Source organism: Microbacterium sp. STRO-2N (genome assembly GCF_057747775.1).
On record NZ_CM173223.1, the window covers coordinates 2,504,889 to 2,521,642 of the forward strand.

General features: G+C 72.3%; 14 protein-coding genes. 8 read left to right on the forward strand and 6 right to left on the reverse strand.

The annotated features are described in order from the left end of the window. Positions 1–61 precede the first annotated feature (61 nt). The 3 genes from AC3ANN_RS11770 to AC3ANN_RS11780 all read left to right on the forward strand — a co-directional run bounded on the left by AC3ANN_RS11770 (position 62) and on the right by AC3ANN_RS11780 (position 3,837). The gene (locus AC3ANN_RS11770) at positions 62–1,843 is read left to right on the forward strand and encodes a DEAD/DEAH box helicase (protein ID WP_488340827.1); all 1,782 of its coding nucleotides are present in this window, start codon (positions 62–64) and stop codon (positions 1,841–1,843) included. 115 nt (positions 1,844–1,958) lie between these two features. Continuing rightward, positions 1,959–3,320 carry a hypothetical protein gene (locus AC3ANN_RS11775; protein WP_488337585.1) on the forward strand — a complete coding sequence of 454 codons (1,362 nt, stop codon included), beginning with the start codon at positions 1,959–1,961 and terminating at the stop codon, positions 3,318–3,320. 112 nt (positions 3,321–3,432) lie between these two features. Next, on the forward strand, positions 3,433–3,837 hold the full coding sequence (locus AC3ANN_RS11780; RefSeq protein WP_488337586.1) for a hypothetical protein: 405 nt from the start codon (positions 3,433–3,435) through the stop codon (positions 3,835–3,837). Between the two features lie 66 nt (positions 3,838–3,903). On the opposite strand, the gene AC3ANN_RS11785 is transcribed toward AC3ANN_RS11780, so the two are convergent. The 6 genes from AC3ANN_RS11785 to mtrA all read right to left on the reverse strand — a co-directional run bounded on the left by AC3ANN_RS11785 (position 3,904) and on the right by mtrA (position 10,881). After that, a complete protein-coding gene (locus tag AC3ANN_RS11785; protein WP_488337587.1) occupies positions 3,904–5,115 on the reverse strand; it encodes an amidohydrolase family protein in 1,212 nt (403 codons plus the stop codon). Between the two features lie 114 nt (positions 5,116–5,229). Further along, a complete protein-coding gene (gene hpf, locus AC3ANN_RS11790; protein ID WP_488337588.1) occupies positions 5,230–5,889 on the reverse strand; it encodes a ribosome hibernation-promoting factor, HPF/YfiA family in 660 nt (219 codons plus the stop codon). 122 nt (positions 5,890–6,011) lie between these two features. Beyond that, positions 6,012–6,677 carry a ComF family protein gene (locus AC3ANN_RS11795; RefSeq protein ID WP_488337589.1) on the reverse strand — a complete coding sequence of 222 codons (666 nt, stop codon included), beginning with the start codon at positions 6,675–6,677 and terminating at the stop codon, positions 6,012–6,014. Positions 6,678–6,786: 109 nt separating this feature from the next. Next, positions 6,787–8,484 (reverse strand): LpqB family beta-propeller domain-containing protein, encoded by a 1,698-nt coding sequence (locus AC3ANN_RS11800; protein WP_488337590.1) that lies wholly within the window; start codon positions 8,482–8,484, stop codon positions 6,787–6,789. Beyond that, a complete protein-coding gene (gene mtrB, locus AC3ANN_RS11805) occupies positions 8,481–10,193 on the reverse strand; it encodes an MtrAB system histidine kinase MtrB (RefSeq protein ID WP_488337591.1) in 1,713 nt (570 codons plus the stop codon). Before mtrB ends, AC3ANN_RS11800 begins: the two co-directional genes overlap by 4 nt. 7 nt (positions 10,194–10,200) lie before the next feature. Continuing rightward, positions 10,201–10,881: an MtrAB system response regulator MtrA gene (mtrA, locus tag AC3ANN_RS11810; RefSeq protein ID WP_488337592.1), complete on the reverse strand. Its 681-nt coding sequence runs from the start codon at positions 10,879–10,881 to the stop codon at positions 10,201–10,203. Between the two features lie 229 nt (positions 10,882–11,110). Here mtrA and AC3ANN_RS11815 point away from each other — a divergent pair, with 229 nt between their 5' ends. Genes AC3ANN_RS11815 through AC3ANN_RS11835 form a run of 5 tightly spaced genes read left to right on the forward strand, consistent with a single transcriptional unit; the run spans position 11,111 to position 16,737 of the window. Then, positions 11,111–12,502 carry a DUF7847 domain-containing protein gene (locus AC3ANN_RS11815; protein ID WP_488337593.1) on the forward strand — a complete coding sequence of 464 codons (1,392 nt, stop codon included), beginning with the start codon at positions 11,111–11,113 and terminating at the stop codon, positions 12,500–12,502. Beyond that, complete coding sequence (locus AC3ANN_RS11820) at positions 12,502–13,176, forward strand: DUF4129 domain-containing protein (RefSeq protein ID WP_488340828.1); 675 nt, start codon at positions 12,502–12,504, stop codon at positions 13,174–13,176. Before AC3ANN_RS11815 ends, AC3ANN_RS11820 begins: the two co-directional genes overlap by 1 nt. After that, positions 13,173–14,435, forward strand: a complete 1,263-nt coding sequence (locus AC3ANN_RS11825) for a DUF4350 domain-containing protein (protein ID WP_488337594.1) — start codon at positions 13,173–13,175, stop codon at positions 14,433–14,435. The genes AC3ANN_RS11820 and AC3ANN_RS11825 overlap by 4 nt, the downstream gene beginning before the upstream one ends. Then, complete coding sequence (locus tag AC3ANN_RS11830; protein WP_488337595.1) at positions 14,435–15,436, forward strand: AAA family ATPase; 1,002 nt, start codon at positions 14,435–14,437, stop codon at positions 15,434–15,436. Before AC3ANN_RS11825 ends, AC3ANN_RS11830 begins: the two co-directional genes overlap by 1 nt. Next, on the forward strand, positions 15,436–16,737 hold the full coding sequence (locus AC3ANN_RS11835; protein ID WP_488337596.1) for a DUF58 domain-containing protein: 1,302 nt from the start codon (positions 15,436–15,438) through the stop codon (positions 16,735–16,737). The genes AC3ANN_RS11830 and AC3ANN_RS11835 overlap by 1 nt, the downstream gene beginning before the upstream one ends. The last annotated feature ends 17 nt before the right edge of the window (positions 16,738–16,754 follow it).

The following is a 16,754-nucleotide window of genomic DNA, read 5'->3' on the forward strand; positions in this document are numbered from 1 at the left end:
CTTAAGCGTGACTTCCACGGATTCTTCCATCGAGGCAGAGGCTCAGGCCGAGCCCGCCGCGATGACGTTCGCCGATCTGGCCCTGGGCGAGCCGGTGCTCAAGGCCCTCCGCGAGATCGGATACGAGACCCCCTCGGCCATCCAGGCCGCGACCATCCCCACTCTCCTCGCCGGGCGCGATGTCGTCGGCCTCGCCCAGACCGGAACAGGCAAGACCGCCGCGTTCGCGCTGCCCATCATCGACCGCCTCGACCTGTCGCAGAAGTCGCCGCAGGCGCTCGTTCTCGCACCGACGCGCGAGCTCGCGCTGCAGGTCTGCGAGGCCTTCGAGAAGTACGCGGGGCACCTCAAGGACGTGCACGTGCTCCCCGTCTACGGCGGCCAGGGCTATGGCGTGCAACTGTCGGCGCTCCGCCGGGGCGTCCACATCGTCGTCGGGACGCCCGGCCGCATCATCGACCACCTCGAGAAGGGCACGCTCGATCTCTCCGAGCTGAAGTACCTCGTGCTCGACGAGGCCGACGAGATGCTCAAGATGGGCTTCGCCGAGGATGTCGAGACCATCCTCGCCGAGACCCCCGAGACCAAGCAGGTCGCGCTCTTCTCCGCCACGATGCCGGCCGCGATCCGTCGCATGTCGAAGCAGTACCTGCACGACCCCGAAGAGATCACGGTCAAGGGCAAGACGCAGACCTCGGCGACCGTCGCCCAGCGCTACCTCGTCGTGCAGTGGCAGCAGAAGATGGACGCGCTCACGCGCATTCTCGAGGTCGAGAACTTCGACGGGATGATCGTCTTCGGCCGCACTCGCTCGATCACCGAGGAGATCGCCGAGAAGCTTCGCGCGCGCGGGTACTCCGCGGCCGCGATCAACGGCGACGTGGCGCAGCCGCAGCGCGAGAAGACCGTGAACCAGCTGAAGTCCGGCAAGCTCGACATCCTCGTGGCGACCGACGTCGCCGCGCGCGGCCTCGACGTCGAGCGCATCTCGCACGTCGTCAACTACGACATCCCGACCGACTCCGAGTCGTACGTGCACCGCATCGGCCGCACCGGCCGCGCCGGGCGCACGGGCGACGCGATCAGCTTCGTGACGCCGCGCGAGCGGGGCCTCGTCAAGATGATCGAGCGCGCGACCCGGCAGGAGCTGACCCAGATGTCGCTGCCGAGCGTCGACGAGGTCAACGAGACGCGCCTGTCTCGCTTCGACGACCGGATCACCGCCGCACTCGGCGACTCGGAGCGCATCGACGACTTCCGCGACATCGTCGCCCACTACGTCCGCAACCACGACGTGCCCGAGGTCGATGTCGCCGCCGCACTCGCGATCGTCGCGCAGGGCGACACTCCCCTGCTGCTCGAGCCCGACCCCGAGCCCGAAGCGCCTCGCGAGCGGCGCGAGCGCACCGACCGCGACCGCGGCGACCGCTTCGACCGGGGCGACCGTCCCGACCGCGGCGACCGCCCCGAACGCCGCGCCCCGCGCGAGGGCTTCGCGACCTACCGCATCGCGGTGGGCAAGCGCCACCGCGTCGAGCCGCGCCAGATCGTCGGAGCCCTCGCGAACGAGGGCGGCCTGCGTCGTGACGACTTCGGCGCGATCCAGATCATGCCGGCGTTCTCGCTGGTGGAGCTGCCGGCGAACCTGTCGCGCGAGACGCTCGACCGACTCTCCGACACGCGCATCTCCGGGCAGCTCATCGAGCTTCGACCCGACGCCGGCCGACCGCAGCGCCGCACCGACGGCGACCGCAAGCCGTACCGCGACGACCGGGGCCCGAAGCGCTCGAGCTTCCGGGACGGCGGCGATCGCAAGCCCCGATACAAGCGCGGCGACGGCTGAGGCATCCGTCCCCCATTCGACAGCACCGCCGACACGGGCAACGCTGTCGGCGAACGCGGACGCGTCGAGCCCACAGGCGCCAGCTTGCTCCCAGCCGCGCCCGTAGGATCGATCCATGGCCGGATTCTGGGGCAAGCGCAAGCGTGAGCAGGAAGAGCTGGATGCACAGGACGCGGATCTCGCGCGTCGCGCGCAGACGGCGCTGGTCGCCGCCGACGAGCGCATCCGCCTGACGACCGACGAGCTGGTCTTCGCCGAGGCCGAGCTCGGCCCCGACGCGACGCGAGAGTTGCGCGAGGCGCTCGATGCCGTGCGGACGCACCTGCAGGAGGCCTTCCACCTGCACCAGCTCAACCACGACGAGATCCCCGATACCCGCGAAGAGCTGCGCACCCGCAACGCCCGCATCGCGCAGCTGTGCGAGTGGGCCGAAGACCTGCTCGACGACCGTACCGAGGCACTCGCGGCTCGCATCGAACGCGCGCGGCGGGCCCCCGAGATCATCGCGAACGTGAGGGCGGATGCCGCGCGCCTGCGCGTGCGCGTGCCCGATGCCCGCTCGACCGTCCAGCGCATGGGCGCGCGCTATTCTGCGCATGCGCTGGCTCAGATCGAGGCGAACCCGATCGAGGCGGAGCAGCTGCTCGGATTCGCGGAGCACAGCGCCGGCGTCGCCGAGCGCCGCCGCGAGGCCGGGCAACGCGAGCAGGCGAACATGGCCCTCGAGGCCGCGATGGAGTCGGTGCGCCGCGCCGAGACCCTCCTCGATGCGGTCGAGACGTTCGAGGTCGAAGCGCTGCGCGCCGAGTCGACGCTGGCCGCGATCGTCGAGGACTCGCGAGGCGACATCGCGGCCGCGCTGAAAGAGCCGCACACTCCCGCGGTCAGCGCGGCGATCGGCGAGCTGCAGGCGGCGCTGGCCGCCCTGCCGGCCGCCGGCGTCAACACCGACCCGTTCGAGCAGCTCTCGCGCCTGCGCGAGGCGAACGCCGCGCTCGACGAGGCGATCGCCGCCGCCCGCGAGCGCGCGGCGCGGCCGATCCCGCCGCTCGAGCATGTCCGGCACGCGATCGACGACGCCGACCGGCAGCTGGCCGTCGCGCGCGATGTCATCGCTGGCCACCGTGGGTGGATCGGCGCCGACGCGCGCACGCGCCTCGCCGAGGCCGAGCGCATCCGCGCCGACCTCGACCGCTACCTCGGCACGTCGGCCGCCGTCGCGACCTCGATCGACGAGGATCACCGCGAGCAGGCCTTCGCGATGGCGCGCCGGGCGGCCTTCCTCGCCAGCGAGGGGCTCCAGCTCGCCCAGCGCGACATCGACACCGCGCGTCCTCAACCCGACCAGTGGGGCGGCGGCTACGGACCGCAGGCCGGCTGGGGCGGCGGTCGCCGCGGTGCCGGAGGCGGCGACCTCATGGGCGGCATCCTCGGCGGTCTCGTGATCGGCAGCCTCCTCGACGGCATGTTCGACTGAGACGGATGCCGCGGCCCACAGCCGCGGCATCCTCGAAGCCCTTCGTATCAGGCGCGCACGCGCCGACTCTCCGCTCCCGTGGGGTCACCCGGACCCCATGGGGAGGAAAGTCATGTTGAAGAAGTCCATCGCCGCTGCGACCCTGGCCGTCGGGCTCGTCCTCGGCGGAGCCGGTGCGGCATCGGCGCACGAATGCTGGATCCCGGACCGCAGCGACCAGGGCGACGCGGGAGCGACCCATTCGGCCAACTGGGCGACGCTGTACATCGCCGAGCTGTTCGCGACGGCGCACGAGTTCCTCGGCGGCGCACCGCTCACGCCCGATCAGGTCGACCAGGCCGTCGCCATGGCCGAAGACGCCGGGATCCCGACGTCCCTGACCACGTTCACGCGCGACACGCTGCCCAAGGGCAAGGGCGGCCCCGACCACTCGTCGGACGGCAAGGGCATCGACCACTTCTTCCACACCTACGAGGGTCAGCTGGTCGAGATCTTCCTGACGGTGCAGGGAGGCTGACCCGCTGACGACGGATGCCTCGGACGCGCGCCGCGCGCGTCCGAGGCATCCGTCATCTCGCGGCGTTCAGATGCCGACGACCTCGAGTCCGTCCGCGACGACCCGGCCGTCGTGGATCACCGTGCGGTCTGCGCCGCGGTCCATCACGGCGCTCGTCGGGGTCTCGCCATCCACCAGCACGAGGTCGGCGCGGTCGCCGGGCGCGGCCCCCGGCCGGTCGCCGACTCCGGCGACCCGGGGCGACGAGTGGCTCATGATCGACGCCCCGCCCATCGTGGCGACGGCGAGCGCGAGCTCGATGTGGTCATCGCGGCGGAAGCCGTTGACGAACGCGAGCTGCCACGTGCGGTCGAGCATGTCGCAGTTGCCGTAGGGGCTCCAGTAGTCGCGCTGCCCGTCCTCGCCGAGCCCGACGCGCACTCCGGCCTCGGCGAGCTGCACGAGCGACAGGTGGCCGCTCGTGGATGGCGCGATCGTCGCCATCGCGATGTCGAGGTCGGCGAACTCGTCGATCAGCCGGCGGCTCACGGCCTCCGACACCGACCCGAGGGAGTACGCGTGCGACATCGTCACCTTGCCCTGCATGCCGAGCGCACGCGTCCGCTCGAGCACGAGCTCGGTGCTGAACACGGCGAGCTCGCCCGGTTCGTGAAGGTGGATGTCGACCTCGACCTGGTACTTCTCGGCGAGGCCGAACACGATGTCGAGATGCTTCACCGGATCCCGATCCAGCTGGCACGGGTCGATGCCGCCCATGACGTCCGCACCCTGACGGAGCGACTCCTCGAGGTAGTCCACCGTTCCTGCCTCGCGCAGGATTCCGGCCTGGGGGAAGGTCATGACCTGCACATCGGCGTGGTCGCGGAACCGCTCCTTCGCAGCGATCACCGAGTCGAACTTCTCCAGCTTGCAGTCCACGTCGACCTGCGCGTAGGTACGCACGCGGGTCGTGCCGCGCGCGATCATCCGCTCGAGCGTGCCCGCGACGATCTCGGCGTGCGGCATCGCGGTGTCGCGCCAGTTCGCCCGGTCGTTGAGCATCATGCCCCAGACGCCCGGTGCTCCGGTGTGGGGGCGGAAGGGCAAGCCGATCCGCGACGAGTCGAGGTGCACGTGCACGTCGCTGAACGACGGCAGGATCAGCCGTCCGCGTCCGTCGACGTCGCCGGGGCCGGGCACGGCGTCGGCGTCATGCGGACGCACGGCCGCGATGCGGTCGCCGTCGAGCTCGACGTCGGCAGGGTCGGCGCCCCACGGGCGCACGTTTCGGATGATCACGCTGGTCCTTCCGGAGGAGGATGCCGCGGCGCGGCGAGCACCCGCTGCTCACGCGCCCGCGAACAGACGGAGGGTGCGACCGGTTCGGCCGCACCCTCCATTGTCCGTCACACGTCAGGACGCGAGTTCATCCGGCTGTGCCTGGGTGGTCAGCGAGATGACGCCGTAGTCCCACCCCTTGCGCCGGTAGACGACGCTGGGGTGGTCGGTGCGGGCGTCGATGAACAGGAAGAAGTCGTGGCCGACCAGCTCCATGCGATCGACGGCCTCCTCCACCGACATCCATTCCGGGTGGAACTCCTTCGTGCGGATGACGACGGGCGTGTAGCCCTCCTCTTCCTCGTTGCCGGACACGATCGGGATCTCGCCCGTCGCGACGGCGCGCAGCACGTCGAGGGATGCGGGCTGCAGATCGATGCCCTGCAGCGACCCGCTCCCCTTCTCGAACTTCGCGCCTCGGGGGTGGTTGCGTGCGTCGACGCGCTTGTCCTTCGCGCGGCGAAGCTGCTCGCACAGCTTGTCGACAGCCAGGTCCAGTGCCGTGAACTTGTCGCCGTCCGTGGCCTCAGCCCGGACGACCGGCCCTCGGCCGTTCACCGTGAGCTCGACCGTCTCATCCTCCATTCGCCCGTTGTGGTAGGCGCGGTGGGTGACCTTGACGTCCACGCGCTGAGCGCGTGGGGCGAGGTGCTCGATGCGGACGGCCTTCTCTTCGACGACACTGCGGAAGCGTTCCGTGATCCCGACTCCCACGCCGACGATGCTGGTTTCCATCCCTGACCTCCTTGTTCCGGTCCCCCCGGCCAAGGGCGGACCATGAGTCGCCTTGTGCCCCCCACCGTAGCCTCGCGTTCCGACTCTGTCACCTGTGAGTTTGCGATCACGTCGACGCGAGGTCATCCGGCTCGGCCATGATGCCGCGGCGTCGCAGCGACGGCGACGGCGGCGACCACGTCGGCGCCCGCGGCCCGCAGTGCGCGCACGGCCTCGGCGAGCGTCGCCCCGGTCGTGACGACGTCGTCCACGACGACGACGCGGCGCCCCGCGGCATCGCTCGAGGCCCGCAGACTGCCCGCGACGTTGCGATGCCGGCGCTCACGGTCGAGGCCGCGCTGGTCGTCGGTGCGACGCGTGTACGCGAGGACCCGGTGGGCACGCAGGCCCGCACGACGGATCAGCAGATCCGGCACCCGGAAGCCCCGGCGACGGTACGAGGCGCGCGAGGTCGGCACCGGCACGAGGAGCGCGCCCGCAGCACCGGCGGCGGTGAGCGCGACTTCGACGGCAGGGGCGAGCGCGGTCGCGAGTCCGGTGCGCCCGTCCTCCTTGATCGCCCTCACGACCCGCGCGGTCACGCCGTCGAACGGGAGCGCGCTCCACAGTGCGATCGTTCCGCCGGGCGCGTCGAGCGTCCGGCGGATGGGCACGGGCGTGAGGGCGAGGACGCACGCTTCGCACAGCGCGATGTCGGGCTCGTCGCATCCGGCGCAGCCGACGGGCAGGAGCAGCGCGAGCGCCTCGGCGCAGGCGGCGCGCAGGGCGATGAGGAGTCCGCGTGACACAGGGCCACCCTGCCGGTCGCCGCGGGGCGGGACGGCGGCGTCGGACTGATCGGTGGACAACGCGCCGCGCAGCGCGGCTGGGGAGGACGCTCGATGCCGGCGTCCGGACCTATTGCGGCGCCCCCTGCTGCGTCGCGAGCACGAGCACCCCGGTCGCCGTCGGCTGCCACGTGACGCCGCGCTTGACGTACAGCGTGCCGTCGCTCCCCCGCACGCGCAGGCTCGACAGGCCGTTGCCGCCCGCGATCGACGACGGATCGGCAGGGGCCGTCGTCGATGCCGTCGGACCGCCGACGGTCTGCTCGAGAACGGTCGACCCGCTCACGTCGCCTGCGAGCACGCCGACCGTGGTGTCGTCGATCCAGGTGACGCCGCTCGCCGGCGCCCCGACGATCGCGAGCTGCAGGACCGGGGTGCCGAGTGCGACCGGCACGCCGTCCGCGTCGCGCACGACGCCGGCCACCCACAGCATGGTGCGCCCGCTCGCGGTGACAGCGGCGGCGATGCGCGTGCCGTCGCGTGACACGGCCATCGCCGCGATCGCCGTCGCCCCAGGCCACGCGTCGGCGATCTCGCGCATCTCCCCGGACCGCGGGTAGACGCGCAGTGCCGCCGGCTGCTCGCGCGGCACGCTCCAGACGTTCCCGGCGGGATCGACGGTGGGATCCACGAGCCCGGGCCGGTCGTCCAGCGACTCGACCTCGCCACCGCCCTCGGCGTGCAGTCTCACCACGTGTCCGCCGGGCAGCCGTGCCGCAGCGACGTCGCGATCCGGCGCGACCTGGATCGCGGCGGGCGAGCTGTCGAGCACCGCCTCGGTGAGACCCGGGATCGGCTCGAGCTCTTCGCCGACGAGGAAGCCGAATCCCGCCTCGGTGCGCACGAGCGGCGATGCCGGCAGGCGCGTCGATCGGATGGCGACGGGCTCGGCGGTCAGTGGCGTCGTGCCGGCGCTCATCTCGACATCCAGCACGCCCGCGGCCGCCAGGCTCGCATCCAATTGGGTCACCATGCGGTCGAGCGTCTCGGCGTCGGCCGCGGCGGCATCCTCCGAGAGCTCGACGCGGGCGACGCCTCCGTCGTCGATCAGCACGGAAGGCAGCGCCGTCACGCCGTCGGGGAACGCCGTGACGACGGATGCCGCGAGCCATTCGCTCCGCGGCTCATTCACGAGCGCGTCTGTGATGCTCGTCTCGGCGTTCCCGGTCGGGAACCACCTCACATCCGGGACGAGGTACTGCCACGTCGGGTCGAAGTACATGACGGGGTAGCGGTGGAAGACCCGGGGGAACTGGTCACGGTCGACGACGACGCCATCGGGCGCCTGCGTGATCCGCCATTCGCCGTCGGGCTGCTGCTCGAGGCTGAACGCGAGATTGCGCTCGGCGAGCTCGGCGCGCTCGTACGCTCCGCGGTCGTCGACGGTCGCGACAGCGTCGTACGAGAAGTCGACCGCGCCCTCGCCGGACTCCGAGTACTCGCGGTTGGCGGAGATGTCGACGGTCACACCCGCCTCCGGGTTCCACGTCCCCCGGAACCCGGGCGCGAGGAACTCCCGCGCGCGCGCCCACTGTGCGTCGGCTCCGGGTCCCGTGCCCGCGTTGATGAACCCCTCGACGATCTCGGCGGGCGACGCCCCCGGCTGCGGCAGGTTCGGCAGGAAGGCGAAGTCCTGCGACTCGTCGCCGGTCGAGCCCCGCTCGTTGCCGTACTCGACGGGGCCGCTCGTGGGGAACCCGCCGCAGGCGGTGAGCGCGAGCGTGCACAGCGCGACGACGGCCGCCAGGAGTCCGCGGCGCGCGGTCACGACGCACCTCCGCGGTCGGCGGCGGGCGTCGAGCGTGGCACGGTGATCGGCTGAGTCAGGCCGAGCTCGTCAACCGGTGCGGTCGCGTCGTCGCCCGGGTCGACGGGAAGCGGGGAGGGACCGCTCAGCGCTGCGCCGGTGCGCGGGAGCGTGAGGACGAAGTTCGTGCCGCGGCCCAGCTCCGACCACACCGCCAGCTCGCCGCCGTGCAGCTTCGCGTCGCCGAGCGCGATCGACAGCCCGAGCCCGGTGCCGCCGATGGTGCGCTTGCGCGACGGGTCGGCGCGCCAGAACCGGTCGAAGACACGCTCCGCGTCTTCCGCGGTCATGCCCAGGCCGTAGTCCCGCACGCCGATCGCGACGGCATGCTGGTTGCTGTCGACGCTGACGACGATCGGGCGCCCTTCGCCGTGCTCGATGGCGTTGCCCAGGAGGTTCCGCACGATACGGCGCACGCGCCGGGGGTCCATGTCGACAGGCGAGTATCCGCCGGGGGCGACCAGCCGCACGTCCGACCCGTGCTGCTCGGCCAGCTGATGCATCGAGGCGATGACGTCCTCCGCGAGGTGGGCGAGGCTCGTCGGCTCGAGCTCGAGCTGCACGGACCCGGCGTCGTAGCGGCTGATCTCGAGGAGGTCGGTGAGGAGCACCTCGAACCGCTGCACCTGGGCGTTCAGCAGCTCGGCGGCACGCGCGGTCGCGGGGTCGAAGTCCTCCCGCTGGTCGTTGATCATGTCGGCGGCGAGGCGGATGGTGGTCAGCGGGGTGCGCAGCTCATGCGACACGTCCGACACGAACCGCTGCTGCACGAGCGACAGGTCCGCGAGCTCCTTGATCTGCGATTCGATGCTGTCGGCCATCGCGTTGAACGATCGGCCGAGGGTGGCCAGCTCGTCCTCGCCGCGCACGGGCAGGCGCACCCCGAGGTCGCCCGCGGCGAGCCGCGCGCTGGTGTCGGCCGCTTCGCTGACCGGTGTCGTCACCGACCGGAGCACGAACCACGCGATGCCGCTGATCAGCAGCACCAGCCCGATGCCCACGATCCACAGCGTGCCCTGCACGAACCCCAGCGTCTGCGGTGCGTTCGACAGGTCGTACCCCAGGTACAGCTCGTACGAAGCGACGCCCGGCACCTCCAGCTGCTGGCCGACGAGGATGCCGGGCTCGGACTCGTCCGCGTCGGTCGGGAGCGCGATCCGCTGCCAGAACTGCCAGTCGGGGTTGTCGCGCACGCTCGTGCGCAGGCCGTCGCCGAGCACCTCGTCGATCGCGCTGAGGTCGGAGCTGAAGTCCTGCGGGGCATTGGGCACCGGCGGGCCGATGCGGAACGCCGCGACGAGCTCGGCCGACGAACGCTCGTCGAGGGTGCGCATCGCTGCGCTCATGACGTTCTGCAGCTCGGTGCCGTCGCCCTGCACCGCCGCGTCGAGCGTCGCCTGCGCCGCTGCGCGCGCCTGGGCGGCGTCGGCGAGCACCTGGTCCTTGCGGGAGGCGAAGAGGTCGTTCTGGATCGCGAGCGCCATCCACACGCACGCCACGAGCACGGCGAGCGCCGTGAGTCCGAGCGTCACCAGGATCGTGCGGAAGCGCAGTGAGCGGCGCCACAGCGTGGCGATGTTCCCCGGCCACGCGCGCCACAGGCGCCAGCCCTTCAGCGGTGTCCGGGTGGCGGTGATACCGGTCGTCGGGGCCGTCGAGGCGGCGTTCACCGTGGCCTCACACGACGGCGCCTGCGCGGTAGCCGACGCCCCGCACGGTCGTCACGATCTTTGGGTTGTCGGGATCCTTCTCGACCTTCGCGCGCAGCCGCTGCACGTGCACGTTCACCAATCGCGTGTCGGCCTTGTAGTGGTAGCCCCACACCTGCTCGAGCAGCATCTCGCGCGAGAACACCTGCTGCGGCTTCGACGCGAGGGCCACGAGAAGCTCGAACTCGAGCGGCGTGAGCGCGATCGGGCCGTCGCCGCGGCGCACCTCGTGTGCCGCGACGTCGACGGTGAGGTCGCCGATGCGCAGGGTGTCGTTCGTCGGCTGGCTCGAGGGGCGCAGGCGGGTGCGGATCCGCGCAACGAGCTCCTTGGGATTGAACGGCTTGACGATGTAGTCGTCGGCACCCGACTCCAGACCCTTCACGACATCGGCGGTGTCGGTGCGGGCCGTCAGCATGATGATCGGGATGCCGGACTCGGCGCGGATGCGCGTGCAGATCTCGATCCCGTCCATGCCCGGGAGCATAAGGTCGAGGAGGATGAGGTCGGGCTTCTCGGTGCGCCATGCGTCGACGGCCTGGGCCCCGTCGGCGCAGAACACGGTGTCGAAGCCTTCCGTGCGCAGCACGATGCCGATCATCTCGGCGAGGGCGGTGTCGTCGTCGACCACCAGGATGCGTGAAGTCATCGCGCGCGTTCGTTCCTTTACGTCAGGCACGGACGACGGCAGGCGCCGTCCCCATGCGCTCCCCACAGAGTAGTCGACGGTCCCTGGAGACAGGCCGAGCACGGGCCGTGACCGCGCCGAACGCGCCGCCGCGGCGCCGGGCGCGGCATCCGCCTCGTGTGAAACGATAGGGATCCGGCGGGCCGCCGTCGCGAGCCGCCCGACGCCGCACCGATGGAGAGGGGATCCTGTGACCGCCTATCCCGCCTGGACACCGGCATCTCGTCCGGGGATCATCCCGCTCCACCCGCTCGGGTTCGGCACGATCCTGGGTCGCTCGTTCTCGGCGCTGCGGCAGAACCCGCGCGTGCTGCTGGGCTTCGCGCTCGTCGTGCAGACGCTCGCGTACATCGTCGTGCTCGCCGGCGTGCTCGGGGTGGCATGGGCGTCGTTCTCGCGCCTGGACACGCTGCGCGCGGGCACCGAGGAGTACGACACCGTGATGGCGGGCTCCATCGCGCTCACCGCCGTCGCCGGCATCGTCCTGTCACTCGCGGCGGGCGCGCTGAGCGTCATCGTGCAGGGCATCGTCGTGGTCGAGGTGACGCACGCCGCGGTCGCCGAGAAGCTGTCGCTCGGCGCGCTGTGGCATCAGGTCAAGCCGATCGCGTGGCGCCTCATCGGGTACTCGCTGCTCGTCATCCTCGCGGTCATGGCGCTCGTCGTGCTGGTCGTGGCGGGCGTGATCGGCGTCGCCGTGCTCGCTCCCCCGGCGGCGATCGTGCTCACGATCGTGCTCATCCTGGCGGCGATCCCGCTCACGTGGTGGCTCATGATCAAGCTGCTGCTCGTGCCGGCCGCCATCATCGTCGAGCACGCCACGATCCTGCAGGCGCTGTCGCGCTCGTGGACGCTCACGCGCGGCAGGTTCTGGCCCGCCCTCGGCATCATCCTCGTCATCAGCGTGATCTTCGCGACCGTCGCCCAGGTCATCAGCATCCCGTTCTCGTTCCTGTCGGTCGGTCTCACCACGATCATCGCGCCCACCGGCGACCCCGATCCGAGCGCGATCATCGGGCTCATCGTGACCGCCCTGCTCACGCAGGCGCTGACCCTGCTGCTGCAGTCGGTCGCCGTCGTCGTGCAGGCGACCGCGACGTCGATCATCTACATCGACTGCCGCATGCGCCGCGAGGGGCTCGACCTCGATCTGCTCGCGTACGTCGAGAGACGGGATGCCGGGGCCACGGCACTCGCCGACCCCTATCGCGAGCACGTCGGCCGCGTCGTCGCGCCTCGCGGATGGCCGGGGACGTACGGTGCTCCGGCGTACGGAGCGCCCGTCTACGCGGCGCCGAGCTCTCCGCCGGGGACTTCCGGCGCGTATCCCTCCCAGCCGCCCTACCGAGGGCAGGGCGCTTCCCCGGCGCAGCCGCCGTACGCCCCGCAGGCGGCACAGCCCGCGCCGCCGTATGCCGCAGCGGCGCCGCAGCAGACCGCATCGGTCTCGCCGCCGCCCACGCCGCCGCATGAACCGGCGCCGCAGACGGATGCCGCGGCCGCGGCCTCGCCGCCGCCCACGGCATGGACCGCGCCCGGAGCGGACCCGAACGACCCCGACCGCGAGTCGCCGTGGAGGTGATGCACGTCCTCGCGTCGCTCGGACACGCCTCGGGCGCGGTGCCTCCGCTGACCCCTGACGGCGATGAGGCGCGGGACTGGGCGGAGCGAGAGCTGTCGGACCCGGTGTACGACATCGCCGAGCCCACGCCGTTCGACCGCATCGCCCGCGCGATCGGCGACTTCTTCGCGTCGCTGTTCAACCCCGAGGTCTCGGGCGCGTGGGGATCGACGTTCGCGCTGGTCGCGGCGATCGTCGTGGTCGTCGTCATCGTGGCGGCGTTCCTCATCTGGGGCATGCCGCGCGCCTCGCGGCGTGCGCCCGCCGCGGCACCCGCGTTGTTCGGCGAGGCCGAGCACCGTTCGGCGGCGGAGCTGCGCGCGGAGGCCGAAGCGCACGCGCGCGTCGACGAGTGGCAGGCCGCCATCGTGCTGCGCTTCCGCGCTCTCGCACGGGCGTGCGTCGAGCGCGGCGTCGTCGACCCGCCGCCGGGTGCGACGGTCCACGCGTTCGCCCGTGCGACGGCGCGCGTCTTCCCCGCGCTCGGCGACCGCGTCGAGCAGGCGGCGAGAGCATTCGACGACGTGCGCTACCTGCGCCGCCCGGGAACGGCCGAGCTCTACGCGCTGGTCGCAGCGGCCGACGAAGCCGTCGCCTCGGCGCGCCCCGTCGTGCGCGAGGAGGTCTCGGCGTGAGCACGAGCATCGCGGCACCCGCGGCGACGCCCGGCGAGCGGCAGGCGACCGGCGGTGCCCCCTCCGGTGCGTCCTCGCGGCGCGGTCGCCGCATCGGGGGCTGGATCCTGATCGCGGTCGCGCTCCTCGCGATCGGCGGGATCGGCGGCGCGCTGGCCGCCGCGAACCAGTGGGCCGCCCGCGATGCGCTGGACCCGGCATCGGCGGGGCCGTCGGGCGCACGGGCTCTCGCCGAGATCCTGCGAGACCACGGCGTGGAGGTCGTCGTCGAGCGCGATCGGGACTCCGCGATCGAGGCATTGGGCGCCGGCCCTGCGACGCTCGTCCTGCCCGACGCGCCGGCGCTCTCCGACGGCGCCGTGAAGCGGCTGGCGGCGAACGCCTCGGATGTCGTGCTGGTCGAGCCCCGCGCGCGCACGCTCCACCTGCTGCTGGCGGGCTCCGCGCCGGCGGGGGTCGCCTCCTCCGAGACCGTCGAGCCGGACTGCGACGTGGCAGACGCGCAGCGATCCGGTCCGATCACCCCCGGCGCGGTGTTCGCCGCCGGTCCCGACGTCATGTCGAGCACCGACGTCTTCAGCTGCTACCCCGACGCCGAGGGCCACGCGCTCCTCGTCGGCGAGCGTTTCGGCGACGACGGCCGCATCTCCGCCATCGACGGTCGCGCCGTCTTCACCAACGAGCACCTCGCCGATGCCGGCAACGCGGCGCTCGGCGTGAACCTCATGGGGCGGCATCCGCTCGTCGTCTGGTACGTCCCGGGCCCCGGCGACACCGACCTCGCAGACGCGAACCCGACGCTCGGCGAACTCACGCCGCCGTGGGTGAGCCCCGTCATCGTGCTGCTGCTGGTCGCGGGGATCGCCGCCGGAATCTGGCGCGGCCGCCGGTTCGGTCCCCTCGTCGCCGAGCGACTGCCGGTCACGGTCCGTGCGTCCGAGACCACCGAAGGGCGAGGGCGTCTCTACGCCCGCTCGCGCGATCCGCTCCACGCGGCGGACCAACTCCGGATCGGCGCGCTGCGCCGGCTGGCCCGGCTCCTCGGCCTCGGCCCCGCCTCGTCGGCGCCCGAGATCGCCGACGCCGCGGCGGGGCGCACCGGACTCGACCGCAACGCCGCGCGCGGCATCCTGCTCGACGACATCCCTCGAAGCGACGCCGACCTCGTCGCTCTCAGCACCCGCCTCCGACATCTCGAGGACGCCGTGCACGCCGCCGTGCGCCCTCCGACACGCTCAGGACCCGAAAGGACCCCGTGATGAGTGAGCCCCGCATCGACCCCGAGGTCTCGGCGCCGACGCCCCCCGACGACACAGCGCTGCGCGAGGCGATGAACCGTGTGCGCGTCGAGGTCGGCAAGGCGGTGATCGGCCAGGACGGCACGGTCACCGGCCTGCTGATCGCCCTCCTCGCGCGCGGACACGTGCTGCTGGAGGGCGTGCCCGGTGTCGCCAAGACGCTGCTCGTTCGTGCGTTCTCGACGGCGCTGGGTCTCGACACCAAGCGCATCCAGTTCACGCCCGACCTCATGCCGGGCGACGTGTCGGGATCGCTCGTGTACGACGCGAAGGCCGGCGAATTCGAGTTCCGCGAAGGCCCCGTGTTCACGAACGTGGTGCTCGCAGACGAGATCAACCGCACGCCGCCCAAGACGCAGGCGGCGCTGCTGGAGGCCATGGAGGAGCGCCAGGTCTCGACCGACGGCGTCACACGTCCGCTCCCCGAGCCGTTCCTCGTCGCGGCGACGCAGAACCCGATCGAACACGAGGGCACGTACACGCTGCCCGAGGCGCAGCTCGACCGGTTCCTGCTGAAGCTCATCGTGGACGTTCCGGCACGGGATGCCGAGCTCGCAGTGCTGCGCCGGCATGCGAGCGGCTTCGATCCCCGTGACCTCGCCGCGGCGGGCCTCGGCCGTGCCGCGAGCGCCGAGGAGATCCGCGCGGCGCAGCGGGCCGCGGCATCCGTCACCGTCTCGGACGACCTGCTCGGCTACGTCGTCGATCTCGCACAGGCCACGCGCCGCAGCCCGTCGGTGCAGGTGGGCGTGAGCCCCCGCGCCGCCACCGCGCTGCTGGCGGCGTCGAAGGCGTGGGCGTGGCTCGGCGGGTTCCCCGCCATCACGCCCGACCATGTGCAGACGATGCTCGTGCCGACGTGGCGCCACCGCATCCGCCTGCGCCCCGACGCCGAGCTCGAGGGCGTGTCGGTCGACGCCGTGCTGGGCTCGGTGCTGCAGCAGACCCGCGTTCCCATCTGATGTACGTCACCGGCCGCCTGCCGCTGCTCCTGATCGTCGGAGCGGTGCCCGTCGTGCTGCTCTCGGCGGCCGGCGTCGACGCATGGCTCGCCGTGGCCGGGTGGGCGCTGCTGTGCCTGCTCCTCGCGCTCGCGGATGCCGCGGCGGCGCCCGACCCGCGCCTCGTGAGCGTGTCGAGGCGTCTGCCGCGCCGCGTGCTCCTCGGGCAGCCGGTCACCGCTGAGCTGACGCTGCGCAGCACCGGTCGGCACACGCTGCGCGGTCGCGTCCGCGACGCGTGGCAGCCGACCGCCGGGGCGCCGGCAGCACACCCGCCGATCGTCATCCCTCCGGGCGAGAGCCGCACGATCACGATGCCACTCCTCCCCCGTCGCCGCGGCGAGCTGCGGTCGGAGTTCGTCGCGGTCCGCTCCGACGGACCGCTCCGGCTCGCGGGCCGCCAGGCCCGCCTCGACGCGCCCGGCGCCCTCCGGGTGCTGCCGCCCTTCACGGCCCGGCGACACCTGCCGTCGCGTCTCGCGCGGCTGCGCGAGCTCGACGGCAACACCAGCGTGCAGGTGCGCGGGCAGGGCACCGAGTTCGACAGCCTCCGCGAGTATGTGCGCGGCGACGACGTGAGGTCGATCGATTGGCGCGCGACGGCCCGCGCCAGCACGACGATGCTCCGCACGTGGCGACCCGAGCGCGACCGCCACGTCGTGATCGTGATCGACACCGGGCGAACGTCGGCCGCTCGAGTGGGCGACGGCGTGCGGATGGATGCCGCGATGGAGGCGGCGCTCCTGCTCGCTGCTCTCGCGTCGCGGGCAGGCGACCACGTGCATCTCCTTATGTTCGACCGCACCATCCGCGCGCGCGTCACGCGTGTCGACGGTCCCGCGCTGCTTCCGGCGTTCGTGGATGCGATGGCGCCGGTCGAGCCGCAGCTCATCGACACCGACTGGGATTCCGTGTTCGCTCAGGTGCGCTCCCTCGCCTCGCGGCCCTCTCTCGTCGTGCTGCTCACGGCGCAGGACGCCGTCGAGGCGGCGCGCGGATTCCTCGGCTCGCTCCCCGCGCTGACGAGCCACGCGCACGTTCTCGTCGGCACCGTCACCGACGAACGCGAGCAGCCGCCGGCACGGCCCGACGCCGACGACGTGTACCGGGCGGCGGCGGTCGCCCGCGCGGAGCGCGACGCCGACATCGTGGCCGCTGCGGTCGGGCGCGCCGGCGCCGAGGCCATCGCCGCCTCCCCCGAGGACCTCCCGCCTCGCATCGCGGACCGTTACCTCGCGCTCAAGTCGGCCGGCCGCCTCTGACGCTCACGGTCGCCGTG